The organism is Flavobacterium sp., from assembly GCF_027483985.1.
In the GTDB taxonomy this organism is placed as follows: Bacteria; Bacteroidota; Bacteroidia; order Flavobacteriales; family Flavobacteriaceae; genus Flavobacterium.
This window is the reverse complement of sequence record NZ_JAIXTJ010000024.1, coordinates 1-15,000: the sequence shown is the minus strand read 5'-3', so window position 1 is coordinate 15,000 and position 15,000 is coordinate 1. Positions and strand designations below refer to the sequence as shown.

At 29.9% G+C, this 15,000-nt stretch carries 18 protein-coding genes; 2 read left to right on the top strand and 16 right to left on the bottom strand.

Annotation, left to right across the window (positions count from 1 at the left end):
* The 7 genes from recN to Q0050_RS05735 all read right to left on the bottom strand — a co-directional run bounded on the left by recN (position 1) and on the right by Q0050_RS05735 (position 6,256).
* The gene (gene recN / locus Q0050_RS05765; RefSeq protein WP_298393227.1) at positions 1 to 1,653 is read right to left on the bottom strand and encodes a DNA repair protein RecN; all 1,653 of its coding nucleotides are present in this window, start codon (positions 1,651 to 1,653) and stop codon (positions 1 to 3) included.
* A gap of 22 nt (positions 1,654 to 1,675) precedes the next feature.
* Positions 1,676 to 2,563, bottom strand: a complete 888-nt coding sequence (locus Q0050_RS05760) for a DUF4835 family protein (protein WP_298393225.1) — start codon at positions 2,561 to 2,563, stop codon at positions 1,676 to 1,678.
* Positions 2,556 to 3,764, bottom strand: a complete 1,209-nt coding sequence (gene coaBC, locus Q0050_RS05755) for a bifunctional phosphopantothenoylcysteine decarboxylase/phosphopantothenate--cysteine ligase CoaBC (protein WP_298393223.1) — start codon at positions 3,762 to 3,764, stop codon at positions 2,556 to 2,558. The genes Q0050_RS05760 and coaBC overlap by 8 nt, the downstream gene beginning before the upstream one ends.
* 9 nt (positions 3,765 to 3,773) lie before the next feature.
* On the bottom strand, positions 3,774 to 4,091 hold the full coding sequence (locus Q0050_RS05750; RefSeq protein WP_298393221.1) for a DNA-directed RNA polymerase subunit omega: 318 nt from the start codon (positions 4,089 to 4,091) through the stop codon (positions 3,774 to 3,776).
* A gap of 9 nt (positions 4,092 to 4,100) precedes the next feature.
* Entirely contained in the window at positions 4,101 to 4,895 is a 795-nt protein-coding gene (locus Q0050_RS05745; RefSeq protein WP_298393220.1) for an outer membrane protein assembly factor BamD, read from the bottom strand.
* Between the two features lie 109 nt (positions 4,896 to 5,004).
* A complete protein-coding gene (gene dapA / locus Q0050_RS05740) occupies positions 5,005 to 5,880 on the bottom strand; it encodes a 4-hydroxy-tetrahydrodipicolinate synthase (protein ID WP_298393218.1) in 876 nt (291 codons plus the stop codon).
* A gap of 1 nt (position 5,881) precedes the next feature.
* On the bottom strand, positions 5,882 to 6,256 hold the full coding sequence (locus Q0050_RS05735; RefSeq protein ID WP_298393216.1) for a hypothetical protein: 375 nt from the start codon (positions 6,254 to 6,256) through the stop codon (positions 5,882 to 5,884).
* A 192-nt stretch (positions 6,257 to 6,448) separates the two neighbouring features.
* Between Q0050_RS05735 and Q0050_RS05730 the strand changes: the two genes are divergently transcribed.
* Positions 6,449 to 7,228 (top strand): 5'-nucleotidase C-terminal domain-containing protein, encoded by a 780-nt coding sequence (locus Q0050_RS05730; protein ID WP_298393214.1) that lies wholly within the window; start codon positions 6,449 to 6,451, stop codon positions 7,226 to 7,228.
* Between the two features lie 26 nt (positions 7,229 to 7,254).
* Positions 7,255 to 8,169: a bifunctional UDP-sugar hydrolase/5'-nucleotidase gene (locus tag Q0050_RS05725; protein WP_298393212.1), complete on the top strand. Its 915-nt coding sequence runs from the start codon at positions 7,255 to 7,257 to the stop codon at positions 8,167 to 8,169.
* Here Q0050_RS05725 and Q0050_RS05720 read toward each other — a convergent pair.
* The 9 genes from Q0050_RS05720 to rpsF form a co-directional block, all read right to left on the bottom strand.
* A complete protein-coding gene (locus Q0050_RS05720; protein WP_298393210.1) occupies positions 8,156 to 8,842 on the bottom strand; it encodes a hypothetical protein in 687 nt (228 codons plus the stop codon). The genes Q0050_RS05725 and Q0050_RS05720 overlap by 14 nt on opposite strands.
* A 39-nt stretch (positions 8,843 to 8,881) precedes the next feature.
* Positions 8,882 to 9,565, bottom strand: a complete 684-nt coding sequence (locus tag Q0050_RS05715) for a hypothetical protein (RefSeq protein ID WP_298393208.1) — start codon at positions 9,563 to 9,565, stop codon at positions 8,882 to 8,884.
* A gap of 9 nt (positions 9,566 to 9,574) precedes the next feature.
* Positions 9,575 to 10,258 (bottom strand): hypothetical protein, encoded by a 684-nt coding sequence (locus Q0050_RS05710; protein WP_298393206.1) that lies wholly within the window; start codon positions 10,256 to 10,258, stop codon positions 9,575 to 9,577.
* Positions 10,248 to 12,245, bottom strand: a complete 1,998-nt coding sequence (ligA, locus tag Q0050_RS05705; RefSeq protein ID WP_298393205.1) for an NAD-dependent DNA ligase LigA — start codon at positions 12,243 to 12,245, stop codon at positions 10,248 to 10,250. The genes Q0050_RS05710 and ligA overlap by 11 nt, the downstream gene beginning before the upstream one ends.
* Positions 12,246 to 12,303: 58 nt before the next feature.
* Positions 12,304 to 12,777: a DUF6495 family protein gene (locus Q0050_RS05700; RefSeq protein WP_298393203.1), complete on the bottom strand. Its 474-nt coding sequence runs from the start codon at positions 12,775 to 12,777 to the stop codon at positions 12,304 to 12,306.
* A 53-nt stretch (positions 12,778 to 12,830) separates the two neighbouring features.
* Entirely contained in the window at positions 12,831 to 13,829 is a 999-nt protein-coding gene (locus tag Q0050_RS05695; protein ID WP_298393200.1) for a hypothetical protein, read from the bottom strand.
* Between the two features lie 90 nt (positions 13,830 to 13,919).
* Positions 13,920 to 14,360, bottom strand: a complete 441-nt coding sequence (gene rplI, locus Q0050_RS05690; RefSeq protein ID WP_298393198.1) for a 50S ribosomal protein L9 — start codon at positions 14,358 to 14,360, stop codon at positions 13,920 to 13,922.
* A gap of 65 nt (positions 14,361 to 14,425) precedes the next feature.
* Positions 14,426 to 14,722, bottom strand: a complete 297-nt coding sequence (gene rpsR, locus Q0050_RS05685; RefSeq protein WP_066077030.1) for a 30S ribosomal protein S18 — start codon at positions 14,720 to 14,722, stop codon at positions 14,426 to 14,428.
* 2 nt (positions 14,723 to 14,724) lie between these two features.
* Positions 14,725 to 15,000 (bottom strand): 30S ribosomal protein S6 (gene rpsF, locus Q0050_RS05680; RefSeq protein WP_298393189.1); only part of this gene is annotated, 276 nt, incomplete at its 5' end.

Sequence of the window (15,000 nt, the reverse complement as noted above, 5' to 3'; positions counted from 1 at the left end):
TTAGTTAAGCAATTCCTTGGCGTGAATTAAGGCTGAATCTGAAATGACTGAACCCGATAGCATTTGAGCAATTTCATTAATTCGTTCCTCATTGGATAACAACTTTAATTCAGAATGCGTTTGATTGTCTTTAATTACTTTAAACACCTTGAAGTGATCTTTTCCTTTGCTTGCAATTTGTGGCAAATGAGTTATTGCAAAAACTTGCATATTCAAACTCATTTGTTTCATAATTTCGGCCATTTTGTGAGCGATTTCGCCAGACACACCTGTATCAATTTCATCAAATATTATGGTCGGTAATTTTGAAAACTGCGATAAAATTGCTTTAACGGCTAACATTATTCGCGACATTTCACCGCCAGAAGCCACTTTTTTAAGTAAACCAAATTCAGAACCTTTATTGGCTGAAAATAAAAATGTTATTTCATCTTTTCCGTTACTATAAAACTCGTCTTTATTTTCTAACTGAATATTAAATCTAGCATTTGGCATTCCTAAATTCTCTAATATTACTGCCAACTTACTAGTTAAAACCGGTATTGCTTTACTTCGATTTTCACTAATATTTTTTGCTAAAATATTCAATTCATTTTCGACTAAACTGATTTGATTTTCAATAGTTACTATATCTGATTCTAAATTTGAAACCGACAATACTTTGTTATCCAAATCATTTTGAATTACTAACAATTCCTCAATTGAATTAACTTGATGTTTTTTTAATAAAGAATAAATCAATTGCAATTTTTGATTGGTTGCATCTAAGGTATCTGGATCTGAAAAAATAGTTTCTGAAATTTGATTTAATTCCTTTTCTACATCGTCAAATTCAATTAATATACTATTGACTCTTTCAAAAATCAAATTGTATTCCGTAGATATAGCTGCAATTTTCTGTAAAGATAATTTTACCTCCTTTAAATTTTGCAAAACTCCAAATTGCTCATCGTTTGAGATAGCCAACGATTTTACAATGGTTTCTTTAATAAATTCAACATTATTCAACTTTTCATAAGTCGCCTCCAGTTCTTCTAATTCTCCAGATTTTAGTTGTGCAGCAAACAATTCTTCTAATAAAAATGAATTATAATCTTGTTCTTTTAAAACCGCTGCAAGCAATTCTTTTTTAGTCTTTAAATCAGATTTGAATTTTTTATATTCTTTTAATTTTGAAGTGTATTCTGCTAAAACATCAAAATTTGAAGCAACCGAGTCAATAATTTGAAATTGAACGGTATCGTCTGATAGTTCTTGTGTTTGATGTTGCGAATGAATATCAATTAGATAATTGCTTAATTCTTGTAATTCATTCAAGTTAACTGGAGTATCATTGATAAATGCTCTCGACTTACCTGACGGAAGAATTTCTCTTCTAATAATAGTTTCTTCTTCATAATCAAGGTCATTTGACAAAAAGAAGGACTTTAAATTGTAGTTTTTTATTTGAAAATGCGCTTCAATAATGCACTTTTCTTCTTTATTCTTTAATGATGTTAAATCGGCGCGTTTTCCTAAAACTAGGCCTAAAGCACCAAGCAGAATTGATTTTCCAGCGCCTGTTTCACCTGTAATAACAGAAAAACCATCTGTGAAATTAACAGATAATTTTTCAATTAAAGCAAAGTTTTCGATTGATAATGATGTAATCATTGGTAAAGATTTAACTTATATATTAAAACTTTATTTTTAACCATTTAGAAGAATTGGTCGGAGAAATTTTGGATAATTTATCAACCAAACCGTCAATAGCAACGCTTGGTCCACCTGAAAAAATGGATACAATCTCATCGGATTTAGCATCAAAAAACACTCTGGTTAAATAAGCATTTGGACGCACACTGTGAACTGTAGATAATGTATTGATTGCAGCAACAATTTCTTCTTTTGCAGTTTTTAAATCTTTGTGCATTACATCCATACCATTAAAATGATATTGAAATAAAGCTTCTTTCAAAGGTCGAAAGGTTGTTGACATCACATCGTTAACTAAAAAATAACGGTTTTGCGTTTTTTCAGTTTGAGACCAACCTTTTCCGCCAGTTGGTGCGGCAATACTAACTATTTCTTGAGCTGATTGAAAATAAGGTGTTCCACTATCAATTGCGAAAGATTCAGCATCAAATCCTAGAATCATATAATTATAGAAAGCAATTACAGAAACTAAATTGGAATCATAACTATTTGGATTATAAAACAAATTTTGAAATTCTACATATTGAAAATTAAAATCTTTATCATTAATATTCAATATTGGGCTTGAAAAACTTGAATTATAAATCGGGCGCGAAGATTGTACTTGAATACTTGCTTCAAAATTATTGTTTTCAAAGGAATTGACAGTAATAAAATAAGAACAACTTATCTTTTCATTATCCTTAAAAGTTTTTTCGGTCCAAACTGTTTTATTTACAAAATCATTTAGAGAAGTTTCTAAACTTTTAAAAATTTGAGCGTTTACATTAGTAATTTTATCATAATTAACAATCACTTTGCAATTGAATTCTTGAGCGTGCACATTGGCAAAAAGAAACATAAAAACTAAAATTAATATACTACGCATAATGATTTATTATTTTATTTATAATATCTACAGCCACATCTTCTTTAGATTTTAAATCCATTGGTTCAATAGTAAATTTTTTGTCTATAAAAGTTACTTTATTGGTAGGTTTCCCAAAACCAGCACCTTCATCTTGCAGCGAATTTAGAACTATCAAATCTAAGTTTTTTTTCTGAATTTTCAACTTCGCATTTTCGATTTCATTTTCGGTTTCTAAAGCAAATCCAATTAAAAATTGATTTTTCTTTAGTTCTCCTAAAGACGCTAATATATCTTTAGTTTTTTCTAATTCAATAGTAAAACAAGCGTCACTCTTTTTAATCTTTTGCTCTGCAACATTTTTCGGTCTATAATCAGCAACTGCTGCTGCTGCAATAGCTACATCACAATCGTTGTAATACTCATGACAAGCCTCATACATTTGCTGTGCAGAAACGACCCTTATCAAATTAATGTGATTGTTCTTAACCTTAAAATGCGTTGGACCAGCAACTAAAATCACTTCTGCGCCAAGATTAGCGGCTTGATTTGCAATATCAAAACCCATTTTTCCTGACGAATGATTTCCTATAAAACGTACAGGATCTATTGCTTCGTATGTTGGACCAGCAGTAATTAGTATTTTTTTTCCTTTTAATGGTAATTTGCTTTCAATATCAGCTTCTAGAAAAGCTATAATATTCTCAGGTTCAGCCATTCTACCTTCGCCTGACAATCCGCTTGCAAGTTCACCAGATTCAGCAGGAATAATGGTATTACCAAATTGTTGCAATGCCTTGAAAGAAGCAATTGTAGAAGGATGTTTGTACATATCTAAATCCATTGCTGGAGCAAAATAAACAGGGCATTTTGCTGATAAATAAGTTGCGATTAATAAATTATCACAAGTACCATTTACCATTTTAGAAAGTGTATTGGCGGTTGCAGGCGCAACTACCATATAATCTGCCCACAAACCAAGCTCAACGTGATTGTTCCATTGTGCATTCTCATCTTCTTCATTATAAAAAGTAGAATGAACTGGGTTTTTAGAAAGTGTAGATAAAGTTAATGGGGTTACAAAATCCTTAGAAGCAGGTGTCATTATCACTTGGACATGTGCACCTGCTTTTATGAATAAACGAACTAATGCTGCGGTTTTATATGCGGCAATCCCACCAGAAACACCTAGTATTATTTTTTTACCGCTTAAAACTGACATTATCGACTACTATTTATTTGTGTCTTTATGATAAATCTTACCATCCATCCATTCTTGAACTGCAAGAGCGTGCGGTTTTGGAAGTTTTTCATAAAATTTAGAAACTTCAATTTGTTCTTTGTTTTCAAAGACTTCTTCTAAGCTATCATTGTAAGTTGCAAATTCATCTAACTTTTCAATCAATTCTTTTTTGATTTCAGTGTTAATTTGATTTGCTCTTTTAGCCATAATAGTTATTGCTTCATAAACATTCCCGGTAGGTTCTTCAATAACATTTTTATTGTATGTTATTGTGTTTACTGGCGCACTGGTCTTTTTTAAATCCATGACTTTTATTTATTTAGAAAATTGTTGTAAATCTTTATTTATTCTTGCCAACATATCATCGGCCTGACTTTTATATTTTGTACTAGCACTAAATTTTATCAAACTGTTGTAGGCTGATTTTGCGCTATTCAATCGTTCTTCCATTTTTTGAGGCACACTGTTTATTGCTAGCTTGTAGGCTGAATCTAACTTATAATACAAGGCATCTTCTTTAAAAGGTGTTCCTGGATAATCTGTAATAAAATTATCTAGAGCAATTTGTGCTGCTTTGAAATCGGAAATAGTATTGTATTGCTTAGCATTTTCAAATGCCTTTTTTTCTAATTTATTTCTTAATTCGATAGCTATTTTGTTAGCTTCTGGCAAGAACGTTGAATTTGGGTATTCATCAATAAACAATTGTAATTTCTCGATTGCTTTGTCTGTATCTACTTGATCTAAACTATATACTGGTGATAATTTTGAGTAACATAAAGCACCTAAAAATTTTGCCTCTTCTTGTTTTTCACTCTTTGGATAGCTTGAAGCAAAACTTTCAAACTGGTATCCTGCTAAATAATATTGTTCTGTTTTGTAATAAGATTGTGAAAACATGTAAAACAATTTTTCTGCCGAAGGTTTTCCTTTATAAGATGGCGCCATTTGTTCAAACAAGCGAATAGCTTTCGCATATTTACCTTTATCGTACATTTTTGCAGCAACATCATACTTCTTTGTAACATCTTCGTTCTTTAAAGCCTTTTGATATTCGCTACAAGACGAAAAAAGAACAACCAACACGATAAGAGAAACTATTTTCTTCATTTTTATTTTTATGGATACAGGTTTTAAAAGGGATTCACTTCTTAAAAAACGAACTGCAAAATTAGTTAATAATTAGATACTATGAAAGATTTTTTTCAATTGTTATTTTTTATAGATTTTGGGAGAAATTATGCAATCTGTCAGCCAAATCTTGATTGACATTTACTAATGGCAAACGCACGGTATTCTCAGACAATCCCAATGATTTAAAGACTTCTTTGATTCCGGCAGGATTTCCTTGTTCAAAAATCATATCAATTGCTTCTGCCAATTGGTAGTGAATTTTATAAGCTTCATCTACTTTTCTTTCTAATCCTAAACGAACCATATCTGAAAATTGTTTTGGAAAACCTTCACCAATTACAGAAATAACTCCACTTCCACCTGCTAAAACCATTGGTAAAGTAATCATATCATCGCCTGAAATAACGTGAAATCCATCAGGTTTATTTTGAATTAATTTCATTGCTTGAACAATATCTCCTGCAGCTTCTTTTATAGCAACAACATTTTTGAAATCATTTGCTAATCTTAAAACCGTTGAAGGCAACATATTACTTGAAGTTCTACCAGGAACGTTATATAAAATTACCGGAATTGGAGCCGCTTCAGCAATGGCCTTAAAATGTTGGTAAATACCTTCTTGCGTAGGTTTATTATAATAAGGTGAAACTGATAAAATAGCCGAAAAATTTGAAAAATCTCTTGTTTTCAATTCTTCAACAACTTCGCGAGTATTGTTTCCTCCTACTCCTAGAACCAGTGGCAATCTACCGTTGTTGGCATTAATTACAGTTGCAATAACCAATTCCTTTTCTTCTTGGCTTAAGGTTGCATTTTCTGCAGTTGTACCGAGCACAACTAGATAATCAATTCCGTTTTCAATTTGAAAATTCACGATTTTTGAAAGCGCATCAACATCTACAGAATAATCTTTTTTAAAAGGTGTTACAAGTGCAACTCCAGTACCAATAAGTGATTGCATATTATAGTTTGTTTAGTATTTTTAAATATTTAAATAATTCGTTTATAAAAACGTTATAGTTTTCAGCATTAGTATCAATCATAAAATGATTCAAACGTTTGTCAATTGAGGCAAATCCGACTTTAAATTTAGCTTTCGAGAGACTAGTTAGCAATAATAAAGGAGCTTTTTCTATATCATAATAGCTAATCAGTAAATCAAAATCTGCATTTACAAAATCATTAACTTCTACCCCATCAAATGAAGCATTCCAATTACTATTTTTATAGGTGAAAACTTTGTAGTCAAAAGAATCATTCTTTTTTACTTGGTGTTTGAACACAAAAAAGTCAATATTTTTTTCTTCAATTCCGTTTTCTATTAGTTGCAAAATCATTTTTTCTTTTTCATAAAAATAGCTTTCGTCAAAAACTATCCCAACTTTTTTAATAGAACTATCTGAATTTATATGCTTTACATTAGATAACCTTTTCTTAACTATTTTTTTTGTCCAAAAATCCTTTATTTTATTTAAAAACATAGTACTTTTACTTGGTTACAAATTTAATTAAAATTAGTCATAATTGAGATGGTAAATCTAAAAAACTATAACGTTGTTTTAAAACATTTTGTTTTATTATTAACATTTATTTCCTTGGTTGCTTGTTCGAGTCAAAAGTATCAAGTTACTAAAATTGAAGCAAAAAAAATTGGCATCAGCGAGAGTCAAGTTGGCAAAGTTGAAATTGAAAATTATGTGAAACCGTTCAGAGAACACATCGATAAAGATTTAAGCGAAATTCTAGCTTTCAATCCTGAAAATCTCGAAAAATCGAAAGGAGAATGGCAAACTAACATTGGTTGTTTTTTGGCTGACATTACGTTAGAAAAAAGTAATCCAATTTTTCAAAAACGTGAAAATAAAACTATTGATATTTGCTTATTAAATCACGGCGGAATTAGAACAATGATTCCAAAAGGAAATGTTACTGCCAGAAATGCTTATGAAGTAATGCCCTTTGAAAATAGTGCCATTATTGTTGCGCTAAAAGGAGAACAAATTATTGAACTTGCCAATCATATCATCGCTGAAAAAAAACCACATCCTTTAGCAGGATTAAATTTTACTGTAAGCAAAGATTTAAAGGCTACGAAATTGTTTGTACAAGGCAAACCTTTAGAAAACGATAAAATATATTATGTAGTTACTTCCGACTATTTATCGAATGGTGGTGACAATATGAATTTCTTCAAAAAAGGAATTCAAAAATATGATATTGACTACAAGTTAAGAAACATAATGATTGATTATTTTAAAGATGTTGATACGTTAAAAATCAATACTGATATTAGAATTATTAAAGAATAATACTGAACCCAAATTAGACAAGTCAAATGAAAAGAAGAGATTTTATACAAAAAACAGTTGCAAGTTCAGCATTATTAAGTTTAACTGGACTTTCCTTAAGTAGTTTTAAAAGCAATGATTTAAAGCACATCACAATTCTGCATACTAACGATGTTCATAGTTACATAGATCCTTTTCCTGCTGATCATCCTAGAAATCCAAATATGGGTGGCGTTGCAAGAAGAGCATCCTTGGTAGAAGCTATTAGAAAAGAAAATCCGAACGTTTTATTGCTTGACGCCGGAGATATTTTTCAAGGAACGCCTTATTTCAATTATTATGGCGGAGAATTAGAATTCAAATTAATGAGCATGATGGGTTATGACATTGCAACATTAGGAAACCACGATTTTGATAACGGAATTGATGGCTTTTACTCGCAGTTACCAAATGCTAAATTTGATTTTGTTTCAGCAAATTATGATTTCAAAAATACCGTTTTAGATGGAATTGTCAAACCTTATAAAATCAAAACCATTGATGGAATAAAAATTGGTGTTTTTGGTCTTGGTGTTGAACTTGAAGGATTAGTTGATAAAAAACTCTACAAAGAAACAGTTTACAACAACCCAATTGAGGTTGCCACTGATATAGCTCGCATTCTAAAAAACGAAGAAAAATGCGATTTAGTAATATGCCTATCGCATATCGGCTTTAAATATAAAGAAGACCCAAATAAAGTATGTGATCTTATTTTAGCAAAGCAAACTAAATACATCGATTTAATTATTGGTGGCCACACACACACATTTTTGGATAAACCAGTAATTGAAAAAAATCTTGATGGTAAAGATGTTTTAATCAATCAAGTTGGTTGTTATGGATTAAATCTAGGTCGTATTGACTTTTATTTATCTAATAACAAAGAAATTCAATCACAAGGAAAATCTATTGTAGTTTAATTTTTTCTGATAAAATTACAAATTTGTAAAAAACATAAAACGCAAGAATGTTTAATGACATTGCGAGTGGTCTAAGCGAGTACGTAATAGCATTGACTAAATAATATTTTTCGATATAAATCACCAATTGCAAGCCAAGAAATAATAAAACACTTATCAATAAATAAGAATTTTGTCTATTGTCATTTGAGATGTAAGTTGCGATGGCAATGCCACCCAAAACTGCTGCAATCAGATTGTGAAAAAATATCAAATAGTAAGAGTTTTGTGGCACATCAGAAGAGGTAAATATAAAGAAAAATATAAATCCTAAAGGGATAGTTGCTAGTATAAATAACAAATAATTCTTAATTCTCACAATTCTGAAAATCAATACTAACAGAAATATTCTGTGTATCGTATACGCAATTACTCCATAAAAAAGAGCTGTTTCAGTATTTGGGATGAATAACAAATTGGTTAATAAAGAGAAAAACATAATTACATAAAACAATTTGCTATCATTTTTTGAAGAATAAAAATACAAAGCCATTAATAGTCCTGGTATTAATGGCTTTGTTATATAAATAATGGTATCAAGAGCATATGCTTCAGCTACAACTTCAACGATAGCATTGAAGAAGTACAAAAGAGAAATAATTGTACAAGCTTTATTTTTTAAACTTACACCCATGTAGTAAAGTTACTAAATAAATATAAAAAATTACTTATTTTAACTAACTAAATTAAATTTACTTTTATGTGTTATTATCATAAATTGCACTAATGAAAAATGACTTAAAACGAAAAAAATCATAGCAATAGATTTTAAATAATATAAATCTAAGTAATAGAATTTTATTCCTAAAAAGACGATGGTAAGTGCATTGAATACCGCACTTAATAAGAGAAAAATACTTGATTTATCATTTTTCATCATATAATTCCCTAAACTAATTCCACCTATTATTGAAACCACGATACTTTGTGAAATGGTCATCATAAAAGTTTGAGAATTGACATCATTCACAATTAAAAAATTCAAGTAAATGAATAAAAACAGAAAAGGAATGGTACCTAGAACAAATGGAAAAATAGATGGTAATTTAATTTCTTTATAAACCTTATAAACGATAAGAATCCTACTTATAAAGAATACAAGGGAACCCAGAGTTAACAAGTCAACTGATTTTGAAAGAAATAAAATATTAGCAAGCCAGTTAAAAAATAAAGCTAAAAAATAAACGATGTCAATATTTTTGGTTCTAACATAATAAATACCAAAAAGTAGCGGCATTAAAGTAGGCTTGACAAACGTTAACAAAACTTGATTTTGATAAAATTCAGCTACAATTTCTAAACTAGAACACAATATAAAAAGAACAACTAAAAATCTATAAGAGTTTGATTTTTCCAAAACAGCAGATTATAAATTAATTGAATTAAGTTCTTCTTTACTGATCATAAATTTTACAAAAAACAAATAAGAAAAAATTTGACAAGAAAAATGTATTGAATCTAATACAACCAACTTAACTTGAAAGTTATAAAGAATGTAAAATAAATCAGAAATCAATAAACACGTAACACAAAATAGCAAATACAAATTAGGCGTATTCACCTTATTGACCACTACATATGCTGCTAAAAAGGCAGCCACAATTAATGAAATGCCATAAATTCCTATTTTTAATTGTAAGTTATTCTGGCTAAAAGTAAATATATCAACTACTTCAAACCAAAGAAAAATTAGAAACAAAATAATAATTACAATTGGAATAAGACTATAAATAGAGAATTTTAGATCTTTTAATTTTTTCAATAATATCAATATCAACACAATATTAGAACAGAAAAAAGGTATTATAAGATAGTTGACTTCATTATCTAGCTCAAAAACACCAACAGAATCGCCACAAAAATTAAAAAACAAATACAAGCAAGCCAAAACATCGAGCTTTTCAACATTTCCGATATAATAAAAAAACAAAACGGGTATCAATAATGATTTGGAAATTAATTTAATCCCATAAGAATCAAAGTAGTTAGCTAAAATAGCCACAACACACAATGTAAGATATCCGTATAATGCTAGTTTATCAATTTTCATTCATCATATTTATAAAATCATTTTCTGAAATAATTGGAATTCCTAATTGATTTGCTTTTTCGAGTTTGGCTGGACCCATATTATCACCAGCAACAACAAAGTCAGTTTTTGATGAAATTGAACTTCCTACCTTTCCGCCATTATCTTCGATTGCAATTTTTAAATCATCTCTTGAAAATTTTTCAAAAACGCCAGAAACTACAAATGTTTTTCCTGCAAATTTATTAGTCGCTTTTGGATTAAATTTTTCTACAACTTCAAATTGAACACCAAAAGATTTTAATCGTTCGATAATAATTCGGTTTTCTGCATTTTCGAAAAATTCAATGACACTTTGCGCAATTCGTTCACCGATTTCGTCTACAAGAATTAAATCTTCAATCGACGCTTGACTCAATGCTTCAATAGTTTTATAATGTTTGGCTAGTTTTTTCGCAACCGTTTCGCCAACATATCGAATTCCGAGCGCAAATAAGACTCTTTCAAATGGAATTGCTTTAGATTTCTCAATTCCATTAACCAAGTTTTCAGCACTTTTTTGCGCCATTCGTTCTAGTGGAATTACATCATCAACAGTCAATTCATATAAATCAGAATAATCTTTGACCAAATTATTATTGAATAACAACGCTACCGTTTCGCCACCTAAACCTTCAATATCCATTGCTTTTCTAGAAATGTAATGTTGAATTCTTCCTATAATTTGCGGAGGACATCCATAAAAATTAGGACAATAATGCTGCGCTTCGCCATCTTTTCTTATTAATTCTGATTGACATTCTGGACAAAGCGTAATATATTTTGTTGGTTCTAGTTCTGAACCTCTTTTAGCAACACCAATAATTTTCGGAATTATTTCGCCTCCTTTTTCAACAAAAACTTCATCTCCTACTCTAATATCTAATTTTTCAATTTGATCGGCATTATGCAAAGAGGCACGTTTCACAATTGTTCCTGCCAATTGCACCGGTTCTAAATTAGCAACTGGAGTAATGGCACCTGTTCGACCAACTTGATAAGAAATTGAGTTTAAAGTTGTTGTAACTTGCTCTGATTTAAATTTGTATGCAATGGCCCAACGCGGCGATTTTGCAGTATATCCCAACTCGTTTTGATGATTAAAATCATTGACCTTAATAACAACACCATCTGTTTCATAAGGCAAATCGTGACGGTGAACATCCCAATAATTGATAAAATCAAAAACTTCCTCAAGATTATTAGCCAATTTAGATTGACTTGGAACTTTGAAACCCCACTCTCGAGCAGTTTCTAAGCCATCATATTGTGTATTAAATGGTAAATTATTTCCAGTAATAAAATAAAGCAAACAATCTAACGGACGTTTAGCAACTTCGGCACTATCTTGTAATTTTAAACTTCCTGATGCCGTATTTCTTGGATTTGAATAAGGTGTTTCTCCAATTTCAATAAGCTCTTGATTCATTTTTTCAAAACCTTCAAATGGAAGAATAATCTCACCTCGAATATCAAATCTTGGTGGAAAATTTCCTTTCAATTGCAATGGAATTGATTTAATAGTTTTGATATTATTAGTTACATCATCACCTTGAAAACCATCACCACGAGTTACTGCTTTAAGTAATTTACCGTTTTCATAGGTAATTGAAATTGAAGCACCATCGTATTTTAACTCACAAGTGAACTGTAAATTAACGTTACCTAAAACTTTTTGAATTTTAACTTCCCAATCTTGTAAATCTTCCTTCGAGTAAGAATTATCTAGCGAATACATTCTATTTTCGTGCACGACCGTTTGAAAATTCTTAGTTATTGTTCCGCCAACACGTTGTGACGGAGAATTATCATCAAAATATTCAGGATGTTTAGATTCTAAATCTTGAAGTTCTTTTAATTTTTGGTCAAATTCAAAATCAGAAATGGTTGCATTGTCAAGCACATAATAATTGTGATTGTGCACGTTTAGTTCTTCTCTTAGATCTTGAAGTTGTTTTTCAATATTCATAAAATAGCTAGTAAAATTTCACTACTAAAATAATGAAATATTTGTAATTAACATAAATTTAAGATTGAATTATCGTATTTATTTGAATATACAATTGACCATCACTTAAAATAGCACCTTGAGTGATTAAATCAAAGATAGCTGTATTTCGTTCTGTTTCATAATTCTTTTTACCCATATGAATTTCAACAGTATCTGTAAACAGATTTTCACTTAACCATTGTAAACCGTCTTTTGTAAGAAAATCAACATGAGTAATCAATGATTTTATTACCATTGATTGGATAAAATCTTGTTGACAATGAAAAAGGAAAATGTGATTTTTAGAAAAATGTTCTAAAAATTGGGCATTAGTTAAAACACCTTCCCAAATTAAATCCGAGAAAACATCTAATTCTTGTTCGGCAACTTCAGGTTTATTACTTTTTATTTCGTCCCATTCTTTTTTATCGATAGATTGTGAGGCAAGAAAATTAGCAAATTCTTGATGTAAGGCTTCAAACTGTTCTTTGGTTAGTCTTTTGTACTTCATTACTGGTGTATAAATAAGCTATAATTAAAGCGACAAAGGTATTATTTTGAAAATTAACTGAAACCTTTTCTATTAAAAAAGACTGCTTTAATTGAAATAATATTTAACGGAAACTCAACAATGACGTGAAATAAACTTAAAAAATATAATGTCAAAATACCTATTCGATAGTTGTACAAATAAAGACCAATTGAAGCAAGCCATAAAACTAAAAGAAGTGCTAAAAAAGATTTAGAACTACCCTTTGTCCATTTAATAATAGAGATTTTGGAAAACCAATTAAGATAATGATAAGTATAGGAAAAGGCTAAAAAGGTTTGCATCTTTATAATTGTAACTGCATTAAAATTGAAATCAGTTATATAAACGTCATTTAAAACTTGATTAATTGCTAGTAGTACATTTTTAAATCGTGTTTCTAAAAAAGTACTTTTTACTAAATCAGAAGTTTCACCGGAGAATGAAAACATATTAATAGCAATGAAAATCGGAACTAATATTAGCAAAACAATAGCAACAACTCCAAAAATTGAACGACTTTTTAGTGTACCCGAAACCATAAAAAGCAGTGTAAATAAGTAAACGTGAATTATAGTTGGAAGAAAAACACCAATAATTAGGAATGAAAAAGGCACGAATTTAAGAAAAAGCAAGCCCAGAAGTAATGCAAAAATTAATGACACTACAATTCTTTTGTTGTCTTTAAATAGAACTAAACCAATAGAAAAGAAAAAACTAGTTGCAATCAAAATATTGATTAATAACTTTGAATAATACTTTAAATAGCGTGCAAAATCGGAATCAAATTTTAAATACCTAAAAAGTACAATAAAAGAAATAAGGAAAGTAAAGAATAGTAAAACCCAAACATATTTTCTCTTATTAATAAAATAATTATTCTTATTCAGCCAATTGATTTCAGTTAAGTAATGCAATGGTCCTAAAACCGCATAAGAAAACAAGAAAAGTTCAAATGGCAGTAGTAATGCAAGAACTAAAGAAGCAAGAATTAATAAAACATTCAATCCTTCAACTTTGTTAGATAACGTCATACGAATAATTCAGATTTAAAATAAAGATAAAAAAAATCCCGACTTCGCTTTTAAAACGATTCGGGATTTTTGAATGAAAATAGCTTAGGACTATACCTCAGCTATAATTTCGTATGGTAATTCAACAACTACATCTCTGTGTAATCTTACAGAAGCAGTATATTTACCTGTTCTTTTTACAACACCACTAGTGATAAATTTTCTATCAATAGTTTGTCCTGCAGCTTCTAATGCAGCAGCGATGTCGATATTGGTAACAGAACCAAATAATTTTTCACCACCAGCTTTAGAAGATATTTTGATTTCAAGAGCTTTTAATGCATCAGCAACTTTGTTAGCATCAGCAATAACTTTAGCTTCTTTGTGTGCTTTTTGCTTTAGGTTTTCAGCTAATACTTTCTTAGCAGAAGGTGTAGCCAAAGTAGCAAATCCTTGTGGAATTAAAAAGTTACGTCCGTATCCAGCTTTAACTGTTACGATATCATCTTTAAATCCTACGTTTTGAACGTCTTGTTTTAATATAAGTTCCATGTTGTTGTCCTTATTATAGAAGTTAGGTTCTTTTTTACGAGAAACCAACAACTTTGTTTTTTAAATTATTTTAATAAATCTGCTACATATGGCATTAAAGCTAAGTGACGAGCTCTTTTCACAGCTACAGACACTTTTCTTTGATACTTCAATGAAGTTCCTGTTAAACGTCTTGGTAAAATTTTACCTTGCTCGTTAACGAATTTTAATAAGAAATCAGCATCTTTATAATCGATGTATTTGATTCCTGATTTTTTGAAACGACAATACTTTTTTTGTTTGTTAGTTTCTATGTTTAAAGGCGTTAAATATCTGATATCTCCGTCTTTTTTTCCTGAAGCTGATTGTTGTAATGTTGCCATAATTAAGCTTTTGCTACTTTAAGTTTTTCTCTTCTTCTTTCTGCCCAAGATATTGCGTGTTTATCTAAACTTACAGTTAAGAAACGCATCACTCTTTCGTCACGTCTAAATTCAGTTTCAAAAGCGATTAATACTTCTGGAGCTACTTGGAATTCAAACAAATGGTAAAAACCACTTTTTTTGTTTTGGATTTCGTAAGCTAATTTTTTTAAGCCCCAATCCTCTTTAGATACCATCTTTGCTCCTCTACTTGTAAGAAAATCTTCAAATTTGCTTAC

What these genes read in the sequence shown, in the direction of transcription:
- Q0050_RS05720 (WP_298393210.1), bottom strand. Translation starts at nt 8,842, where the DNA reads ATGGGTGTAAGTTTAAAAAATAAAGCTTGTACAATTATTTCTCTTTTG.
- Q0050_RS05750 (WP_298393221.1), bottom strand. Translation starts at nt 4,091, where the DNA reads ATGGATTTAAAAAAGACCAGTGCGCCAGTAAACACAATAACATACAAT.
- Q0050_RS05695 (WP_298393200.1), bottom strand. Translation starts at nt 13,829, where the DNA reads ATGACGTTATCTAACAAAGTTGAAGGATTGAATGTTTTATTAATTCTT.
- dapA (WP_298393218.1), bottom strand. Translation starts at nt 5,880, where the DNA reads ATGCAATCACTTATTGGTACTGGAGTTGCACTTGTAACACCTTTTAAA.
- Q0050_RS05735 (WP_298393216.1), bottom strand. Translation starts at nt 6,256, where the DNA reads ATGATTTTGCAACTAATAGAAAACGGAATTGAAGAAAAAAATATTGAC.
- Q0050_RS05725 (WP_298393212.1), top strand. Translation starts at nt 7,255, where the DNA reads ATGAAAAGAAGAGATTTTATACAAAAAACAGTTGCAAGTTCAGCATTA.
- coaBC (WP_298393223.1), bottom strand. Translation starts at nt 3,764, where the DNA reads ATGTCAGTTTTAAGCGGTAAAAAAATAATACTAGGTGTTTCTGGTGGG.
- Q0050_RS05760 (WP_298393225.1), bottom strand. Translation starts at nt 2,563, where the DNA reads ATGCGTAGTATATTAATTTTAGTTTTTATGTTTCTTTTTGCCAATGTG.
- Q0050_RS05710 (WP_298393206.1), bottom strand. Translation starts at nt 10,258, where the DNA reads ATGAAAATTGATAAACTAGCATTATACGGATATCTTACATTGTGTGTT.
- rpsR (WP_066077030.1), bottom strand. Translation starts at nt 14,722, where the DNA reads ATGGCAACATTACAACAATCAGCTTCAGGAAAAAAAGACGGAGATATC.
- ligA (WP_298393205.1), bottom strand. Translation starts at nt 12,245, where the DNA reads ATGAATATTGAAAAACAACTTCAAGATCTAAGAGAAGAACTAAACGTG.
- Q0050_RS05730 (WP_298393214.1), top strand. Translation starts at nt 6,449, where the DNA reads ATGGTAAATCTAAAAAACTATAACGTTGTTTTAAAACATTTTGTTTTA.
- Q0050_RS05745 (WP_298393220.1), bottom strand. Translation starts at nt 4,895, where the DNA reads ATGAAGAAAATAGTTTCTCTTATCGTGTTGGTTGTTCTTTTTTCGTCT.
- Q0050_RS05700 (WP_298393203.1), bottom strand. Translation starts at nt 12,777, where the DNA reads ATGAAGTACAAAAGACTAACCAAAGAACAGTTTGAAGCCTTACATCAA.
- recN (WP_298393227.1), bottom strand. Translation starts at nt 1,653, where the DNA reads ATGATTACATCATTATCAATCGAAAACTTTGCTTTAATTGAAAAATTA.
- rplI (WP_298393198.1), bottom strand. Translation starts at nt 14,360, where the DNA reads ATGGAACTTATATTAAAACAAGACGTTCAAAACGTAGGATTTAAAGAT.